Here is an 18,585-nt window from a genome sequence, read left to right on the forward strand (position 1 = left end):
CTAAAATATTATAGAAAATCCGTCAAATGCGTCGGAATGTTCTTCCTTATGAACTTGCATTTCTTCAACAAAAGCGCCCGCGGGGCCTTTCCAGCACCAATCGATTATTTTATCAACCGCCTCTTTTTTACCTTCAAAGACCGCCTCTACCCGGCCATCGGTACAATTCTTCACCCAACCATGTATTCCATACTCTGAGGCCTTCTCTTTTGTGGTGGCACGGAAAAACACTCCCAGAACATGGCCCCGGATATATACGTGCGCTCTAACATTTGACATAGGTGAAAAAATCAAACAGTTAAAGAATCACTTTGCACCGTAAACATGTGCGCTATCTTCCGCCGAAGGTAAATAATTTAAACCAACGAAGGTGAAGTTTACAATACCAAAACAAACCAACAACCAGAACGATAAGATAACGGCCATCTTTGATTTGCTTACTTTCATTTTGGGCAAAACAAGGGGGGTATGCAGATAGGCCAAATACGCAAGCCATGTAATCAAAGACCATGTCTCCTTTGGATCCCACGACCAGTAGTCTCCCCAAGCCTTTTTCGCCCATACTGCGCCGGTAACCATTCCCAAGGTAAGAAAGGGAAATCCGAAAGCAACGATTTTGTAACTCAGCTTATCAAAATTCCTAACCGACATTTCCTTGCCGGATCCGCCGGACTTAATATCGACTTGTTTCTTAGAAAAGGGTTTTACAACCAGATATATTATGCTGGTAACAAACGCAATGCCAAAAGCGGCATATCCGAGCATATAGGTTATAACGTGTACTAACATCCAATTGCTTTTTAATGCGGGCATGATTGGTCTTATTGTGTCGTCCTGAAGGGTCGCATAAAGCAAAATAAGCATTGCAAGAACAGAGGATAATGCGCCTACCACCCTGAAATCATAAATAAATTCAAAGATTATATACACAAAGGCGGTGCAACACGCATAAAATATAAGAGATTCGTATAGATTGGAAAACGGCGGATGCCCCGCTTCTATGGAACGTTTTAATACGAGCGTTAAGTTAAAACAAAATGCCAGGATAAGAAGCCCTAGTGATGTCCATTTAGCAGGAACAGACATCCATATTTCTCTTACAATATAAGCGATTGCCGCTAATACATATACAATTAAAGTAAGATTAACTATACTCATTTTCCGCCACCTCATTTTCTTTTTTTTAGTTTTTTACGCAAAAAGGTTTTACGTAAAATATAAATACAACGCCAACACATAATGCTGCAAAACCGGCATAAGCCACAGGAATACCGGGGTCTTTTACTATTTGCAAACCAGAATAACTCAACTTTTCAGGATCATAACTGGATTGATAAATTGCGTAACCATCGTATTTTAAAGGGTCGTTTACCTTGATTGATTTTTCTATTATAGTCTGGTTGTTTTTTACTATCCTCAAATCACTAACGTAATGTTTAATAGATTCCCCGGTAGATTCGTAAAGAACTGCAAAGTTATTATCTTTATACCATGTAGCGTATTTACTGTTTGCAAACAACCACTCTTCTTTTTTCCCGCGTGGTCCATTGATTCTCACGTGTATGGCTGGAGTACCCACCTGGTCAGATTTTTTGACTACATCTTGTTTTATGTTGAAAGAAGGGAAATATCTGGTAATTATTAGCTGAAGATCATTATTCGCAAACGAATACTGTTTGTTCAATTCCCACGGCATGGTTTCTAATATCTGTTTATCCTTTATGTAAACGAGTTTTTGGTTTCCGTCGGGAGCCTGACAGACCCTGATTACGTTTCTTGTCATATGCGCTTTTGCAATACCGCTACAGGAAATCTTTATGTTCTCATATTTTAAGGGATGCATCTTATCCCAATCAGGAAAACTTTCAAATATCCAGCGTTTTTCTAAGCCGTCAGGCCCTTCTATTTCAACGTGTACGGCAGGATTGTTTGCCGGCTGTTCGCTAACAGGCCTTTTGTCTCCGTAATTAAGCACATATTCCAATATTCGCAGTGAGTACTCCGATGCACCTAGTTTAAATGTCTTATTCAATTCCAGCGAATAATCCTGAAGAATTCCGAGATCAGGAACAGAAGCCGTTATTTTTGCATCAACATTTTGTACCGTAGTTACTGCGTTATCAAATTCCTGCTTAGAAGGCAACCAGATATATTCCAGCCGCAAGTCTTGCTTCTTTTCATCATGATAATTATTTGCGTGCGCCAGTAGCCAACCTTCCGCAAGGGCTCTTTCCGACCCGAGGAGTTTAATAAAGACAGCCGGGTTATCCGGCCTGTCTGATTCATTAACAGGTTCCTGTCGTAACTCTGCGTCCGGAACATAGTCATTAATGACCACATTATACTCTGAGCCGGGTATCCGCTGTCTTTTACCAACCTTTACCTCTAATATCTTCTGTTTATCTTTATCTTTAACATACGTTGTAAGTTGAAATTTTGGTTCATTTTTTTCGAGGATGAAGTTGTCGAGCGCAATTGTAAAGGGCAGAGGTTTTTTAATATAATCCGTCCGGCCCATACTGTCTATTTTTTGCGTTAAAAAGTAATCAACCGATTTCCCGATATAAACATTTACACCTCCCTTAACCCCCATCTGAAACTTAATCACCCCACCCAACAATATCAAGATCAAACTGAGATGCGTAAGCACAAAACCAGTTTGCAGAAAGGTGTTCCGCCATCTCCTTATAGTACAACATATGAGATTTGCGCACAGCATTACCAAAAGTAACGAAAACCAATGTGAATAAAAAACATTATTTAATTGTGTTATTCGAACAACCGTAGCAAGTCCATATCCATACCGTGCCGTATATTCTTCAAATGACCTTCCCTGAACAATGAATGTTCCCAGCACACATGCAACGGCCATTAACAGGATAATTATTACGGCTAGTTTGACCGAGCAGAAAAAATCCATTTTAACACGCGTCGATTTCCCTTTACTACTTTCCATTATTATAAGAACCTATAAATAAATTTTTTTAAAAATTAAACCAAAAAAAAAAAAAAAATTTTTTATTAACGAAAATTTTTCCTTTTTTTTGAAATATAATTTTTGGGTTTTATTTAAAAAAATGACGGGCATTTTTTTTCCCCCCCCCCCAAAAAATAAAAACACACTCCCTTTATTTTAATTATTTAAATTAAAAAAAAAAAAAAAAAAAACAAACACAGATCACAAAAAAAAAAAAAAAAAAATAAATTATTTTTAGTGAGAAGATTTTGTTCTTTGCTTTTTTGTTTTTGTTTATGTTATAGAGAAAAATTTTTTTAGAAAAGGAAAGAGGTGATGGTTCGGCTGTAGTGTGGAAATAAACACAAAAAAAACAAAAATCCCTTACAATATAAAATATACCTTAATAAACTAAAATAAAAATAAGGATCCCTTCGAATGCGTGCTTCTTTGTTTTTTTTCTCTTTTTCCTCCTGGTCGCTCGTGTCGCACAAAAGGTTCTTTTTTTGTTTGTGTGCTTGTTGTGGTGATAAATTAAATTAAAATTCTCCTCTTTTTTTCCTTTTTTTTTTTTTTTTTGTTTTGTGTTGTTGGTTAGTTTGAGTCTGAAATCTGTAAGCTTTCCCCTTTCTTTTCTTTTTTTTTTTTTTATTTTATATAATAAAAATGAAAAGACGCAGAGCGGGATGAGAGATGTTAGTTTTATTTTTTTTTTTTTGTTGTTTTTTTGTTGTTTTGGTGGGGGGGTGTCTGTTGGGGGTTGGTGGGGTCTCCCTCTACTTTCCTCTCTTCCTCCCTCTTTCTTCCTTCTCTCCTTTTTCCCTTCTGGCTTCATTGTTATTAATAGATATATACTGAGAGATGATTGGAGGGGCAAATGAAAGACGCTCATAAAAAACACCCCAACAACTCAATCTACTCGTTTTTGTTTCTGCCTTTTTTCTTTTCCTTTCGGTGCTTCTGTTTTTTTTTGTTGCGTTTCTGTTCTGTTGGTTGGTGCTTGTTTCTTTTGCTGTTTCCTTTTGTTTTCCTTCCTCCCCTTCTCCTTACTCCCCTTCCTCCTCCACTCTCCTCCCTCCCATCTCCCCAATAATAACAACACAAAATATAAAATTATACCTTTATTCTAAATTTTTTTCTCTTTTTTTTTTTTTTTATTTTTTTTATTATAGGTATAGATAAATAAAAAATAATAAAAAAAAAAAAAATAAAAAAAATAAAATTAAATATTATTTTTTTTTTTTTTTTTTTTGGGTTGTCCCCGCCACTCCCCGAAGCTACAACAACCACAAACACTAAAATTAGAATCTGTAGGGTGGTGTTGTAGTTGGTTGGTGCTATTCGCATGATGGTGTATACTCATCATCTTTTTATATATAATCACTTTCATTCCATATTCTTATTCCTTACTTCTTCCTTTTTCTTCTTCTGAATTGAATCTTTTGAATTTTATCCCCTCGTGGTTCCTTGGTGTGCCTCCCCCCTTACATCCAGCTCCATCTCCAAAAATTTAGCTCTTTTTTTTTATGCATTCTTACAATATATTTTTTTCTTCCTGCTCTTTTTCTTCTTTAGGTTTCATCGTTTCGGGAGTTATTACCAGTTTGGATCCTTTTCTCTTTGGTTTTTCTTTTGCTTTTCGCTTCTTTTTCGCCTGTACTGCACTTTCTTTGCCTCGGGTTTGCGTTGTCTGCGTGCTGGGTCTTTTTTTTTTTATAGTATAATTTTTTTTCAAATATAATTAATATTCCAATTCTTTCTTTTTTTCTTTTAATACCAAAAATTCTTTGCACTTTCATCCCTTTCTTCTTTCCTTTTTGTTACTTAAATATATTTATATAAAAAATAAAAAATAAAAAAAAAATAATAAAAAAAAAAAAAAAAAAAAATAAAAAAAAAAAAAAAAAAAAAAAAAAAAAAAAAAAAAAAAAAAAAAAAATAAAAAAAAAAAAAAAAAAAAAAAAAAGAGACCAAACCTCCCACACCAACAAACAAAAAAAATGGCAATTTCCAGTTGTCATTAGAATTTGTTTCGTATTTCGTGTTTCGTGCCTTTTGCTTGTTTGATTATGGCTATGCCAGCTTGGGTTATTTTTTAATTTCAGCCCGACATTTTACTATGATGCTGTATTATGGAGTACAGTCTCAGTGCGGTATTTTCCGGATTATCCGATTTCAGTATGCTTGATACAACGGCAATGCCGTTTGCCCCGCTTTCCATAACACTTTCTGCATTATCTACAGTAATGCCGCCCAGCGCAATTACGGGGATTCTGATTTTTTCTTTTAATTTCCTGAGCGATTCTGTGCCTGTTGGTTCTACTACCCCTTCTTTAGAAGGCGTCTTGAATATAGGGCCGTAGGTTATATAATCCGCACCGGAATCCCGCGCCTGCAGGGCCTCCTGCATATTATGTGCGGATATGCCAATTATTCTTTCAAAACCAATGAGATTTCTTACTCTGCTAACCGGCATGGACTGCCATCCCAAATGAACACCATCCGCATTTGCCGCAAGAACAATATCAACCCTGTCATTAATAATCAAACTTGCATTAAGACCATGCGTTATCGTTCTTAGTTCGCATGCCAGGGAATAAATATCTTTGGTTGGCAAGTCTTTTTCTCTCAGTTGTATTGTGTTAACGCCACCTTTTAGCGCTAGTTTTACAGCGTTGATTAATGGCAGCCGGCTCTGCTTTCTGTCCGTGATCAACACGAAAGCGGGCGAGTATGCCGATTGTTTTCTCTGAAGAGGCATGTTTTGTAATAGCGGTATTGTTTTATACGTGCAGCGTTGGTATCAATTTTTTATCAATACGCTGGCTATTTTGTTTTAAAATGGGTGAAACTACCTGTGTTATAAACTCTTCCACTTGCTGTACGGATCTTCCGGTAAGCCTGTGAGGGTCAGAAATCTCCCCCATCTTTGCCCGTATTCTGAAAAAGGCAGGGTCTTCTGCGATTCTTTCCAGCAGGTCGTTTTCGACGCCCTCTTTTTTCATCCTCTCTGCGGATGCTATTGCGTGTTTTCGAATCCTTTCGTGATACTCCTGTCGGTCACCTCCGGCGTTTACTATTTCCATAAGTATATTTTCCGTGACCATAAAAGGCAATTCATTTTGAAGATTGCCGGCAATAACCTGTGGATAGATGTTCAATCCTGCAGCAACGTTTAGCACAATATTTAAGATGCCGTCAACTGCAAGAAATGCCTCCGGGATTGAAATTCGCTTATTGGCAGAATCGTCCAATGTCCTTTCAAACCATTGTGAAGCCGCGGTAAATGCCGGGTTTAAGCAGTTACAAAGAACATAACGAGCAAGAGCCGCTATTCGTTCACAGCGCATGGGATTTCTTTTGTACGCCATTGCGGAAGACCCAACCTGGTCTTTCTCAAACGGTTCTTCCGCTTCCTTCATATGCTGCAACAACCGGATATCATTGGAAAATTTGTATGATGATTGTGCAATGCCTGCCAGGCAAAACATTATCTGACTATCAATTTTGCGCGGGTAAGTTTGCCCCGTCACCGGGTAAAAGCGGTCGAATCCCATTTTTTTTGTTACAAGTTCGTCTAGTTTCCTGACCTTTTCGGTATCATTATTAAAAAGCAACATAAAACTTGCTTGCGTACCGGTCGTTCCCTTTGCGCCAAGAAAACGCAGTTTCTCAACCCTGGTTTCAATCTCTTCGATATCGAAAAGGTAATCCTGCAGCCACAGGCAAAAACGTTTTCCCAGAGTTGTTGGCTGTGCAGATTGGAAATGGGTAAAACTTAAAGCCGCAACTTCTTTATAGGCTATTGCCTGGTCAGAGAGGATTTTTATTATATTAATTAGTTTTGCAAGGAGAAGGTTTAGTGCGTCCCTCATTTGGATCAGGTCTGTGTTGTCCTGTACATAAGCACTCGTCGCACCAAGGTGGATAATGGGCTTTGCCGCAGGACACTGTTCTCCGTATGCGTGAATGTGAGACATTACGTCGTGTCGCAGGGTCTTTTCGTATTCTCTTGCCATCTCAAAATTAATGGTATCCTGAAAACGTTTCATTTCACTGATTTGCGCTTCTGTAACAGTCTGCAATCCTAGTTCATGCTGTGCTTCGGCGAGCGCTATCCAGAGTTTTCTCCACGTGCTGAACTTGTAATGGTCTGAGAAGATATAGCACATCTCTTTACTTGCATACCTTTCAGAAAGAGGAGATTGATATTGCTTATAGCGGCTATCTGTTGTCATAAAAATGTCACGCAAATTAGTTATTTGAGAAGTGTGAGTATTTTTTCTTCATTGATATCATTTCCCGAAAGTTACCCGGCAGGCAGTTGCTCCGAAGTTTAGTAGCTATCGTATTACCTGGTAAAAACGTATTTTCCTGCAAGTATTTGCCACCTCTTTATCCCTCTTCCTTGTCAGGGAGAAAAAAGGAGAGGTTATCTTTGGTTGTGGGCTTACGTGGATTACATGCGCTATCAATAGGACGTTATTTTAGCGTCCATGATAATGAATGATTATGAAAATGCAATTTATTAAAATAAAAAAAGGCGTTGCATGTTTGCACGCAACGCCTTTTCCTTCATGTTAACTATGTCAATTAATGCTTATGAGTTGATGCTCCGGCACCTTCTTTCTCTTCCGGTACTTCTCCAATTATCGCATTTGTAGTAAGCAGTAAGGCGGCGATACTTGCTCCATTTTTTAGGGCAACTTTTATAACCTTTGTTGCATCAACAACGCCTATTTTGACCATGTCTGCAAATTTACCCTGAAAGGCATCGTATCCAAAGTTCCCCGTACCTTCCTTTACCTTTTGCAGTATAACCTCTCCTTCCAGTCCGGCATTTTTTGCAATTTGTTTGATAGGCGCTTCAATAGCAGCGCGAACGATGTTTACTCCAATCTGCTCGTCACCTTTCACAGAGAGCCCATCTAAAACGCTGGACGCCCTTATTAACCCTACGCCACCCCCGGGCAAAATACCTTCTTCCGCTGCGGCTCTGGTGGCATGCATTGCATCTTCTACCCTCGATTTTTTCTCCTTCATTTCTGCTTCCGTTGCGGCGCCTACATTGATTTGTGCGATACCGCCGGAGAGTTTTGCCAGTCTTTCCTGCAGTTTTTCCTTGTCGTAATCGGAGGTTGTTGTTTCTATTTCTGCCTTTATCTGAGAAATTCTGCTCTGTATCTCTTTTGTATCTCCCCCGCCCTCTGTGATGGTGGTATTTTCCTTGTCAATAACCACTTTTTTTGCAGTGCCTAGATCGGCAAGTTCTATGCTGGAAAGCGGTATTCCCAAATCTTCAAAAATTGCCCTTGCGCCGACAAGTGCCGCAATGTCTCCCATCATCGCCTTTCTTCTATCGCCAAAGCCGGGCGCTTTCACTGCAGCAGAATGAAAGGTTCCGCGGAGCTTGTTTACTACGAGCGTACTAAGCGCTTCTCCTTCAACGTCTTCTGCTATTACTAATAACGGCTTACCGGACTTGGCAATCTTTTCTAATAATGGCACCAGTTCTTTTATATTCGATATCTTCTTTTCGTGTATTAAGATATAAGGGTTTTCAAATACTACCTCCATTGTGTCGGGCGATGTGACAAAATAGGGGGAGAGATATCCCCTGTCGAATTGCATGCCCTCGACAAGCTTTACCGTTGTTTCCAGGCTTTTACCTTCCTCGACGGTTATAACGCCATCTTTCCCCACCTTTTCCATGGCATCGGCTATTTGATTGCCAATTTCGCTGTCATTATTTGCGGCAATTGTCGCTATTTGAGATATCTCTTTCCTTCCTGAAATCTTGATACTCATCCGGGAAAGTTCATTACACAGGGCGTCAACAGATTTTTCAATGCCATGTTTAACGTCAACAGGATTTGCGCCCGCAGTGATATTTTTTAAACCTTCTTCAAAAATAGCTTCCGCCAGAATAGTGGCGGTAGAAGTGCCATCTCCTACCATGTCATTTGTTTTTGAAGCAGCTTCTCTTACCAGTTTTGCACCCATGTCTTCGTATGGGTCTTCCAGCTCTACTTCTTTTGCAACGGTAACGCCATCGTTGATTACCACTGGCGACCCGAAACTTTTTTCAATAATAACATTCCTGCCTTTAGGACCCAACGTAACCTTGACGGCATGCGCCAGTTTTCTGACTCCTTGTCTCACCGATTCCATGGCTTCATGCCCGTAAATAATCTTTTTTGCTGCCATTTCTTCCTCCCTAAAATTAATCAATCACTGCAAGGATATCATCCTCTGACATTAATAAATATTCATCGCCATCAATCTTTACTTCCGTGCTGCCATATGAATTAAACAACACCTTATCGCCATTTTTCACCTGGAAGCGTGCCCGTTCACCATTTTCTAGCAGTTTACCGTCTCCCAAAGCGATTACTGTTCCCTGCTTCGGTTTTTCTTTTGCCGTTTCCGGCAGTAAGATTCCTCCGGCGGTCTTTCCTTCCGCTTCAAGGCGTTTTAATAAGATTTTTTCTCCCAAAGGTTTTACATTCATAACTTAGATCTCCTCTCGCTTAAAATTATCCCTAAAAAAATAGAATAGTGCTTTTTGTCTGTTTTAATGCGTGAAATGGTGCTACTAAAAAATTATTTCCAGTAGTATTTCTCTATAACCTGTTCTACGGAGTCCCTGAAGATATTAACATTGATGGGCTTCGGTATCAGTGTATAAGCGTTAGCGTTAATAAGATTTATCTGCAGTTCTTTTGATATATCTCCCGAGATAAATATACAGGGAATGGAAATGCTTATTTCCTTCTTAATGATATTAAATGTCTCCAGGCCGCTATAGTCGGGAAGATGTGCGTCTAAAATCAACACGTGCAATTCTTCAGACCGGGCTATTTTTATCGCTTCTCTGCCACAACTTGCAAGGTAAGTGGTGTAGCCTTTTAGTTCCAGTATTTCCCGCAAACTATCGCGGCACGATTTATCATCGTCCGTAATAAGAAGCGAAAAACTATCTGCATCAGGATGATATAATGCCACCATGACCCTATTATCCTCTTAAAATATTTTTTAAAGAATAGATAGCAAGACGGTTACGCAAATATTATGCCTCAATCTCGGAATAAGGTTGTTCGCTGTTTTCACAGGCTGAAATGTTGCGTGTTTTGGGTTTATTTGTTTGATTAACTATGGTGCAGCATAATCATATCGTTTATTAGATAGGGCACTTATACGTATGTTGTTATTTTAGAGTTGGTAATATTTTATAAAAAAATGATTAAACTCGTCAATAATTTTCATTATTGTCATTTTGACATTTTTACTGATGAGAAATTATTATTGCTGTCACTATGGCAGTGGTATTTTCCGGACTCTCGGTAAAGATCTTTTTGTTTAGGCGTAAAGAGAAATGTTCTGGAAAATAATTGGCCTCAACGCATTGACAAATCACAAATTGTATCATTGTGAATTTACAACTTAAAAGTATTTTTGTGTAGATTTTTAAACAAACGAATGTTATTGATGTATTTTGTAAAGCAAAAGCATGGTAGAAAGTCAATTTTTCACTGTGCGAAAATTATTTTTGTAGAATTTTAGGTTGTAATTTTACTATTACTCATATGATTCACGCTGCATTTAATGCATTTTTAGATGCAGATACAATAAACCATGGCTGAGCATTTATTTGTAATATCGATAATCTTGTATGCGATAGGCGCCCTGTTTGCCTTATGTTTTTTCAAGTGGCAAGCGGTGGGGAATTATATTTCGCTTATTTGTGCAGCTATTGCTTCCTGCTTTAGCATTGTCCTGTCTATCTCTGTGTTGACTAACGGCCTAATAATACATTTTGATTTCTTAATATACCATGCCATTATAAGATACAATTTTTTATTAGACCCTCTATCCTCATTTTTTATGCTTGTCATATCTGTCATTGGTTTTGTAGCCTCGATCTATTCGATGGGATATACCAAATTATACGTAAATAAACGCGATACCCGGTTTCTGGGATTTGCCTATAATCTCCTTCTTGTATCTATGCTTCTGGTGGTAACTGCCAATAACGCATTAGTATTTATGATAGTGTGGGAGCTTATGACATTGGTCTCCTTTTTCCTCGTCATCTTTGAACATGAGAATCCTACCAACAGAAAAGCAGGTTATGTCTATCTCGTGATGTCTCACATTGGCGCAGGGCTTATAGCTGTAGCCTTTTTTATCATGTTTGCCTATGCAGGTGAGGCATTTACATTCAGCTTTGACGATTTCAGGCATATTGGTGCGCATATGCCCCCTATATACAAAAATATTGTATTCTTTTTAATAATTATTGGTTTTGGAATAAAGGCAGGCATCTTCCCCCTCCATCTTTGGCTTCCTATGGCACATCCTGCAGCGCCGAGTAACGTCTCGATGGTCATGTCGGGCGTGATGATCAAAACGGCTATCTATGGCTTTATACGATTTTATTTCGAATTTCTAACGCCTTGTCCGCCCTGGTGGGGGTTTATCGTTCTTGTCGCGGGCGCTTCTTCTGCTATTTTGGGAATACTCTACGCCCTTATGGAAAGGGACATCAAAACGTTGCTTGCTTACAGCAGTGTGGAAAATATCGGCATCATCCTTATAGGGATCGGATTGTCGATGATTTTTAAGTCCTACAATCTCATGACATTGTCTTCCCTTGCTATGATGGCAGGACTTTATCACCTGATTAATCATGCAGTATTTAAGTGTCTGCTCTTTGGTTGTGCGGGAAATATCTATTATTCAACCCACACAAAAAACATTGAAGAATTAGGCGGCCTGATTAAACGGCTGCGGGTTACTGCCCCATTATTTCTTGTGGGCGCCTTGTCCATTTCTGCTATCCCGCCGCTGAATGGATTTATGAGTGAGTGGCTTATATTCCAATCCCTACTGAATGGCTTTTACATCCCATCGGTGTTTTTCAAAGTAATGACGGTTATTTGTGGGGCAATTGTTGCCTTGACCGGGGCACTAGTGGCTATGTGTTTTGTCAAGGCCTTTGGGGTTTCATTTCTTGCCCTGCCACGTTCTGAGCATACGCGAAAGGCAAAGGAGGTTCCCCTGGTTATGCTTGTAAGTATGGGCATTTTGGCCTCGATGTGTGTGTTTATGGGTCTTTTCCCGGCAACGATTATGGCAACCATTAATCAGGTAAATACACATCTGCTGGGCACAAATATTATAAATATTATTACTTCATATGATTGGTTGCAAACAAAGTCAATCCATACTAATTTTACAGATTTATCTCCAAAAAGCGCGCCGATATTTGGCTTAATCCTTTTAGTGATCACCTTCGGGTTTTTGACCATGTTAAGGCCGGGCTTCACAAAGAGGATCTATGAGACATGGACTTGTGGCATAACACCGGAGCCCAGGTTTGGTTATACGGCAACGGCCTTCACAAAACCGTTCAAGGTCATCTTTGGTAATCTGTACAGACCCCGGTTTGAGATTAGCACAACATATTCAGTCCCTAAATATTTCGCTAAATCTATAACCTATCTTGGCGAGATAACGCCTATATTCGAAAAATATTTTTATAATCCTGTTTCCAGCTATGTTTTAAATATATCAAATAAGATACGGTGGGTGCATACCGGGAGTATTCATGTGTACCTTGCCTATATATTTGTAACATTGTTGATTGCCATATTGTCTGTTATATACTGATATAAAAGCAATAGAACAGATAATAGATAATTGTCGCCATGATTACAAGCAATCTGTCCAAAGAAGGACATCCAAGCCGTATTCGGATAAACAAGGATTCAGAAGATGGTAAAACAGCATGTATCCTTACAGATTCCATAATAATGACTGATAATCTTGCAACTGTGAGATTCATAGATATTGAAAAAGCTATCGGGGAGATTGCCCGGTTGGATACCGCGGATAGGGCATTAAATGTGACATTCGGTCTTAACAAAGATATATAGCAACAATGATTACAAACATTATACTTACCACCCTGCAAATTCTCGTTATTGCAGGACTAGCGCCACTCGTTAAAGGGTTTATCAATAAGATGGAGGCATATTGGCAGTGCAGGAGGGGTCCCAGCATGTTTCAGCCTTATTATAACCTCATCAAACTGCTCCAAAAGGATGTCGTGGTTTCAGAAACGGCCTCGTGGATTTTCAGCGCGACTCCTTATGTAGTGTTTGTTTCGATCCTGGTAATAGCATTGTTAATACCTGTTTTGTCCGCACAGGTTCCGCTGGATTTCACTGGCGACATTATCCTGATTGTATACCTGTTTGCCCTGGGGAGATTTTTCCTGGCATTATCTTCCCTTGATACCGGGAGCGCCTTTGGGGGAATGGGCGGGAGCAGGGAGATGACAATATCTTCCATGGCAGAACCGGCCATGATGCTTTCTATATTTACGGTTTCCTTAACGGCTGGCTCCACGAATCTCAGCAGTATCACCGGTACGTTGCTTAATTACAAATCATTGAATCCGTCTCTCCTTTTGGCATTTGCAGCACTTGCCATCGTTATTGTTGCAGAAACAGGAAGGATTCCGGTCGATAATCCGTTTACCCATCTGGAATTGACAATGATTCATGAGGGCATGATACTTGAATTCTCAGGGCGTTATCTGGCCCTGATAGAATGGGCGTCTTCTATGAAACTACTGTTGTTACTGACTATCTTAGTGAATACCTTCTTACCCTGGGGGATTGCTACTGACCTTACCTTCCCGGGAATGATTATTTCTTTTGCATGGTATCTTGTTAAGATCGGATTTTTTGCCTTTGCAATCGTTATCCTGGAATTGTCATTTTCGAAGCTCCGATTATTCCGCATACCGAACCTGTTGGGAACATCATTTGTTTTGTCTGTCTTGGCGATTATTTCATTTTATGTGGTGAGTTAATTATCATGAAACAACACATCATCGTAAATTCCCAGATTATTGATGTACTGGCAGTTTTAATGCTCATGACAACAATTATACTCATCGGCACGAGTCGTTTAAAGACCTGTATATGGGCAAGTGCCATTCGGTCTTTTCTCCTGACATTGACCAGCGGTCTTATAGCCTATTTGTCCGGTATCCATCACATTTATATTACTACGGGTATCTCACTGGTACTTAAGGTTTTTGTCATCCCTGGATTTCTTTTTTACATCGTTGACAAGGTCAGGATTAAAAAAGAAGTAGAGTCTTATATTAGTTATACGCTATCGCTGCTGATCTCTTGCGGTATCATTCTTATTGCATACTATGCAACCTTACCTATCATCCAATTTGAAAATGTCTTTATGCGGCATTGCCTGCCCGTTTCACTCGCTATTACCCTTTTGGGATTCTTTGCAATGATAACGAGGAAGAAGGCCATTACCCAGATACTTGGACTTATTACCATGGAAGATGGTCTTTTTTTTGCTGCCTTATCTACCTCTTACGGCATGCCACTCATCGTAGAATTGGGGGTGTTTTTCGATATCCTCGTGAGTGTTATCATTATGGGAGTTTATGTTTACAGAATCAAAGAATCCTTCGATTCCATTGATGTAGGCTTCTTCAGGGAACTCCGGGAATAATATGATAATACTCTTACTTTTAATCATCCCCGTAATAACCGCCATTGCGTGCGTTTTTATAAAGACACACAGCATATCAAAATATGTCAGCATTGCAGGCAGTTTTCTCGTTTTACTCTATAGCATATTTCTTAACTACAATATTTATCTGCATCAGTCGCTCTATGGGCTAAATGAATTCTTTTATATGGATGCCCTGAGTATCCTTACCACCCAGATTATTACCATTGTTGGTTTTGCAGCGGCATTATACTCGGTTGGCTATATGGAAGAAGAAGTTCGCGAAGGTGTGGTTACGGAAAAGAAGCTACGCTTGTATTACTTCCTTTTTCATATGTTTATCTTCTCCATGTTATTGGTATGCGTAACAAATAACCTGGGGATCATGTGGGTAGCAATTGAAGCGACTACGTTGTCTACTACATTTTTGGTAGGCTTTTATAATAAAAAACAGCATCAGGAAGCGGCATGGAAGTATATCGTCATTTGTACTGTGGGAATTACGTTGGCATTGTTTGGCGTTATACTCACCTATTATTCATCAAAAAGCGTATTTGGAGAAATTGGGCATATGCTGAACTGGACGAGCCTGCTTACCGTAGCGGACAGGTTTGATCCTCATCTCATAAAACTGGCATTCATTTTTATCCTAATCGGATATGGTACAAAGGCTGGTCTTGCCCCAATGCACACATGGCTGCCTGATGCACATAGCCAGGCGCCTTCGCCTATTAGCGCCCTGTTTTCCGGTGTACTGCTAAATTGTTCCCTGTATGGCATCATCCGATACCACATCATTACCTCTAAATGTGTAGGCCCGCATTATTCATGTACACTCCTCATGGTGTTTGGCCTTATTTCCGTCATTGCTTCAATACCTTTTATCCTGGTGCAAAGGGATTATAAACGTCTGTTCGCCTATAGCAGTATAGAGCATATTGGTTTTATTACGCTTGGAATAGGTTTTGGTGGAATGTATAGTGTTTACGGCGCAGAGCTGCATACCTTCAACCACGCCGTAGCAAAATCCCTATTGTTTTTTTGTGCTGGCAATCTGTTTTTGAAATACAAGACAAGGGATATGGACAGTATTAAAGGGGTTATTAAGACTACGCCGGTTACCGGTGTCTTTTTGATAATTGCTGTCTTTGCCATTACAGGCACACCGCCGTTTGGTATATTTGTTAGCGAGTTCCTGGTGCTTGCAGACGGCTTTTCAAGTGGAAATGTATTTATCATTATATTCAGTTCATTGCTTGTTGTATGCATTACCCTCATTTTTATTGGATTCATAAACAATATATTCAAGATGGTTTTGGGTGAACCCACAACATCTGTTCCTAAGGGTGAGGTGAGTAAGCTTACCATTGCGTCCATGGGCTTTCTTTTGATTTTCGTACTGGTTGTCAGCTTCTATGTACCGCCATTCCTGCGCGAAATACTGACTAATATTTATAATATTGTAAGGAATGTATGATGAGTACCAACAGGCAACTTCATATTGATAAACTGTCCGGTCAATTTAAAGGGAATATTACTATTAGCAGAAGTTTCCTTGAAAACGAGATATATGTCTCAACGAAAAAGGAAAATCTTTTAAATGTATGTCTGTATATTAAAGATATTTTCAATGCCGTGCTTTCTTCCATGATTTGTAACGATGAGAGAACTCTGGATAAGCACTTTAAAATTTACTACGTCTTTTCTCTTCAGAGAGAAGACACATTCTTAATTGTCACTATACCGGTCAGTGAACAGCAGCCGGAATTTCCGTCGATTACACCCCAAATACCTGCCGCTCATTGGTATGAACGGGAGATTAAGGACATGTTTGGTCTTATCCCCGTAGGACACCCAAGACCCGAGACACTGGTATTACACGGCAATTTCCCTGAAAATACTTATCCATTGCGGAAGGACTTTGATATTCAAACCCGAATACCTCACCTCGAATCAAAGCTGCCGTTTTTCAGGGTAGAAGGAGAAGGTGTTTTTGAAATACCCGTAGGACCCATTCACGCGGGTGTCATTGAACCTGGGCATTTCAGGTTTAGCGCTGTAGGTGATAGTATATTTTATCTTGATGCAAAATTATTTTTCACACACAAGGGCACAGAGAAAATTTTCGAAACAATGCCATATACGAAGGCATTATTTCTTGCGGAGAGGATTTGCGGCGTTTGTGCCGCTTCGCACGCAACAGGCTATTGCCAGGCAATAGAGAAGGTGGCAGAGATCGAAATACCGCCACGCGCAAGATTTATTCGAACCATTGTCATGGAATTGGAAAGGATCTATAATCATATCGGCGATGTGGGAAATATATGCGCAGGCACTGCCTTTCTTCTGGGGATTGCGCATGGATTCAGGATACGCGAGTATTTACAGCAACTCAATGAAACCATTACGGGGAATCGATATTTAAGAGGTATGCTCGCCATCGGCGGAGTACGGTTTGATATCAACGACGATCTGGAAAAACATATTTTATCATTACTCAATCATGTTAAAAAGGACTTCAAAGATCTTACCAAAATGATGTTTAAATCCTCCTCTTTATTAGACAGGCTTGAAACTACAGGAAGACTTTCCGAGGAGATTGCACGGGGGTTGGGGGTCGTTGGCGTTGCGGCAAGGGCATCCGGCATTGTTCAGGACACCAGGGTTAATCACCCTTACGCTGCTTACGAAGAGGTGGATTTTGATATCCCTGTTTTCCATTACGAAGGCGATGTACTTGCAAGGATACGCGTCAGGGTCGATGAGGTGTATCAGTCGATCTATATTATCGAGCAATGTTTTGAAAAGATGAGGCCAGGCCCTCTGAAAACCCCGATTAAGGAACTACCGCCTTACAAACAAGCCTTGAGTTATGTGGAATCACCTCGGGGTGAGAATATTTACTGGATCATGACGGCTCCTGGCAATAAATTGTTCAGGTATAAAGTAAGGTCGCCTTCTTTCTGTAACTGGCCGGCAATTCCTTTTGCAGTCCCTGGCAACATTGTGCCTGATTTTCCATTGATTAACAAGAGTTTCGAGTTATGTTATTCCTGTACTGATTTGTAAAGAATTATTTGTTACAAAGACTCAAATCCATTTTCTCACTTTTTTGTGCATTTCGTGGGCGAACATAAAATGTTTACAAAATTTCAGAAAAGTTTTCAAACTGGTATAGCAACCTCGGGATATCCATGGAAAAAAGAACCTGCTCCTTTGCATTTCCGGGGCAGGATTGAGATAGATAGCGAAAAATGTAAGGCATGTAACGTCTGCGTGGAGACATGTCCAACAAATGCTTATACATGGATAGAAGAACAGGGAAAACGATATCTGCAACTCTCTCACGCAAAATGCGTATTTTGCGGCATGTGCGAGGAAGTATGCCCTTACAAAGCTATCAGGATTACGAATGATTTTGAGCTTGCGGCAACAAATAAGGAAGACCTTTTAGTTAAGGCAGGGTTTAATACTGAAGAATCCGTTGAAACATTAGGTAATAAACTCAAAAAAAACATATTTAAAATGTTCAGACGCTCATTGCATGTACGGGAGATTGATGCCGGTTCTTGCAACGGATGCGAATGGGAGGTCGTTGCTTTATTAAATCCTGTGCATGACCTCCAAAGGTTCGGAATTGACATTGTTGCCTCTCCGCGCCACGCAGACTGCCTGCTTGTGACGGGACCTCCGACAAGGAATCTGGAAACCGCCCTCATCAAGGGGTATCATGCCACCCCGGAACCAAAGATGGTCATAGCCTTGGGTACGTGTGCGTGTAGCGGCGGTATTTTCAGTAATTCCTACGCCACTAAAAACGGGATCGACAAAGTCGTTCCCGTAGATGTTTATATTCCTGGCTGTCCTCCAAGACCACAGGCTATTATATACGGATTTCTGTTGGCGTTAGAGAGGGTACAAAAGTGAGTATCTCAGGCTAACGGCTTTTTTTGTCAATCATGGGACTACGTCAAAGATATAGCCAAACAAATTACTGATAAGGTGCTAAATCTTGCAATGCAACGCAAAAGCCTATGAACAAACGGCCAGACAGACAGATTTGCTCCGATAAATAT

At 39.8% G+C, this 18,585-nt stretch carries 16 protein-coding genes; 7 read left to right on the forward strand and 9 right to left on the reverse strand.

Annotated elements, in window-relative coordinates:
• The 9 genes from M5U24_RS15890 to M5U24_RS15930 all read right to left on the reverse strand — a co-directional run bounded on the left by M5U24_RS15890 (position 1) and on the right by M5U24_RS15930 (position 9,964).
• Entirely contained in the window at positions 1 to 279 is a 279-nt protein-coding gene (locus M5U24_RS15890; protein ID WP_099324764.1) for an acylphosphatase, read from the reverse strand.
• Positions 280 to 306: 27 nt separating this feature from the next.
• The gene (gene ccsB, locus M5U24_RS15895) at positions 307 to 1,158 is read right to left on the reverse strand and encodes a c-type cytochrome biogenesis protein CcsB (protein WP_157820446.1); all 852 of its coding nucleotides are present in this window, start codon (positions 1,156 to 1,158) and stop codon (positions 307 to 309) included.
• A 25-nt stretch (positions 1,159 to 1,183) separates the two neighbouring features.
• On the reverse strand, positions 1,184 to 2,956 hold the full coding sequence (locus M5U24_RS15900) for a cytochrome c biogenesis protein ResB (protein WP_298202952.1): 1,773 nt from the start codon (positions 2,954 to 2,956) through the stop codon (positions 1,184 to 1,186).
• Positions 2,957 to 4,490: 1,534 nt separating this feature from the next.
• Positions 4,491 to 4,691 carry a hypothetical protein gene (locus tag M5U24_RS15905; protein WP_298202954.1) on the reverse strand — a complete coding sequence of 67 codons (201 nt, stop codon included), beginning with the start codon at positions 4,689 to 4,691 and terminating at the stop codon, positions 4,491 to 4,493.
• A 366-nt stretch (positions 4,692 to 5,057) separates the two neighbouring features.
• On the reverse strand, positions 5,058 to 5,675 hold the full coding sequence (thiE, locus tag M5U24_RS15910) for a thiamine phosphate synthase (protein WP_197705375.1): 618 nt from the start codon (positions 5,673 to 5,675) through the stop codon (positions 5,058 to 5,060).
• Between the two features lie 64 nt (positions 5,676 to 5,739).
• Positions 5,740 to 7,194: an adenylosuccinate lyase gene (purB, locus tag M5U24_RS15915; protein ID WP_099324771.1), complete on the reverse strand. Its 1,455-nt coding sequence runs from the start codon at positions 7,192 to 7,194 to the stop codon at positions 5,740 to 5,742.
• Between the two features lie 355 nt (positions 7,195 to 7,549).
• A complete protein-coding gene (gene groL / locus M5U24_RS15920; protein ID WP_099327004.1) occupies positions 7,550 to 9,163 on the reverse strand; it encodes a chaperonin GroEL in 1,614 nt (537 codons plus the stop codon).
• A 16-nt stretch (positions 9,164 to 9,179) separates the two neighbouring features.
• Positions 9,180 to 9,467 carry a co-chaperone GroES gene (groES, locus tag M5U24_RS15925; protein ID WP_099324772.1) on the reverse strand — a complete coding sequence of 96 codons (288 nt, stop codon included), beginning with the start codon at positions 9,465 to 9,467 and terminating at the stop codon, positions 9,180 to 9,182.
• A gap of 92 nt (positions 9,468 to 9,559) precedes the next feature.
• A complete protein-coding gene (locus tag M5U24_RS15930) occupies positions 9,560 to 9,964 on the reverse strand; it encodes a response regulator (protein ID WP_099324773.1) in 405 nt (134 codons plus the stop codon).
• A gap of 627 nt (positions 9,965 to 10,591) precedes the next feature.
• Here M5U24_RS15930 and hyfB point away from each other — a divergent pair.
• The 7 genes from hyfB to nuoB all read left to right on the forward strand — a co-directional run bounded on the left by hyfB (position 10,592) and on the right by nuoB (position 18,436).
• Positions 10,592 to 12,628: a hydrogenase 4 subunit B gene (gene hyfB, locus M5U24_RS15935; protein WP_099324774.1), complete on the forward strand. Its 2,037-nt coding sequence runs from the start codon at positions 10,592 to 10,594 to the stop codon at positions 12,626 to 12,628.
• Between the two features lie 38 nt (positions 12,629 to 12,666).
• Positions 12,667 to 12,894: a hypothetical protein gene (locus M5U24_RS15940; protein WP_099324775.1), complete on the forward strand. Its 228-nt coding sequence runs from the start codon at positions 12,667 to 12,669 to the stop codon at positions 12,892 to 12,894.
• Positions 12,895 to 12,899: 5 nt separating this feature from the next.
• Positions 12,900 to 13,838, forward strand: a complete 939-nt coding sequence (locus M5U24_RS15945; RefSeq protein ID WP_099324776.1) for an NADH-quinone oxidoreductase subunit H — start codon at positions 12,900 to 12,902, stop codon at positions 13,836 to 13,838.
• A gap of 5 nt (positions 13,839 to 13,843) precedes the next feature.
• A complete protein-coding gene (locus M5U24_RS15950; protein WP_099324777.1) occupies positions 13,844 to 14,509 on the forward strand; it encodes a hydrogenase in 666 nt (221 codons plus the stop codon).
• A gap of 1 nt (position 14,510) precedes the next feature.
• Complete coding sequence (locus M5U24_RS15955; RefSeq protein ID WP_099324778.1) at positions 14,511 to 15,986, forward strand: hydrogenase 4 subunit F; 1,476 nt, start codon at positions 14,511 to 14,513, stop codon at positions 15,984 to 15,986.
• Positions 15,983 to 17,578 (forward strand): NADH-quinone oxidoreductase subunit C, encoded by a 1,596-nt coding sequence (locus tag M5U24_RS15960; protein WP_230405733.1) that lies wholly within the window; start codon positions 15,983 to 15,985, stop codon positions 17,576 to 17,578. Before M5U24_RS15955 ends, M5U24_RS15960 begins: the two co-directional genes overlap by 4 nt.
• 69 nt (positions 17,579 to 17,647) lie before the next feature.
• Positions 17,648 to 18,436, forward strand: a complete 789-nt coding sequence (gene nuoB, locus M5U24_RS15965) for an NADH-quinone oxidoreductase subunit NuoB (protein ID WP_099327005.1) — start codon at positions 17,648 to 17,650, stop codon at positions 18,434 to 18,436.
• Positions 18,437 to 18,585: the final 149 nt, after the last annotated feature.

Source organism: Candidatus Kuenenia sp. (assembly GCF_027493735.1).
Classification (GTDB): Bacteria; Planctomycetota; Brocadiia; order Brocadiales; family Brocadiaceae; genus Kuenenia; species Kuenenia stuttgartiensis_A.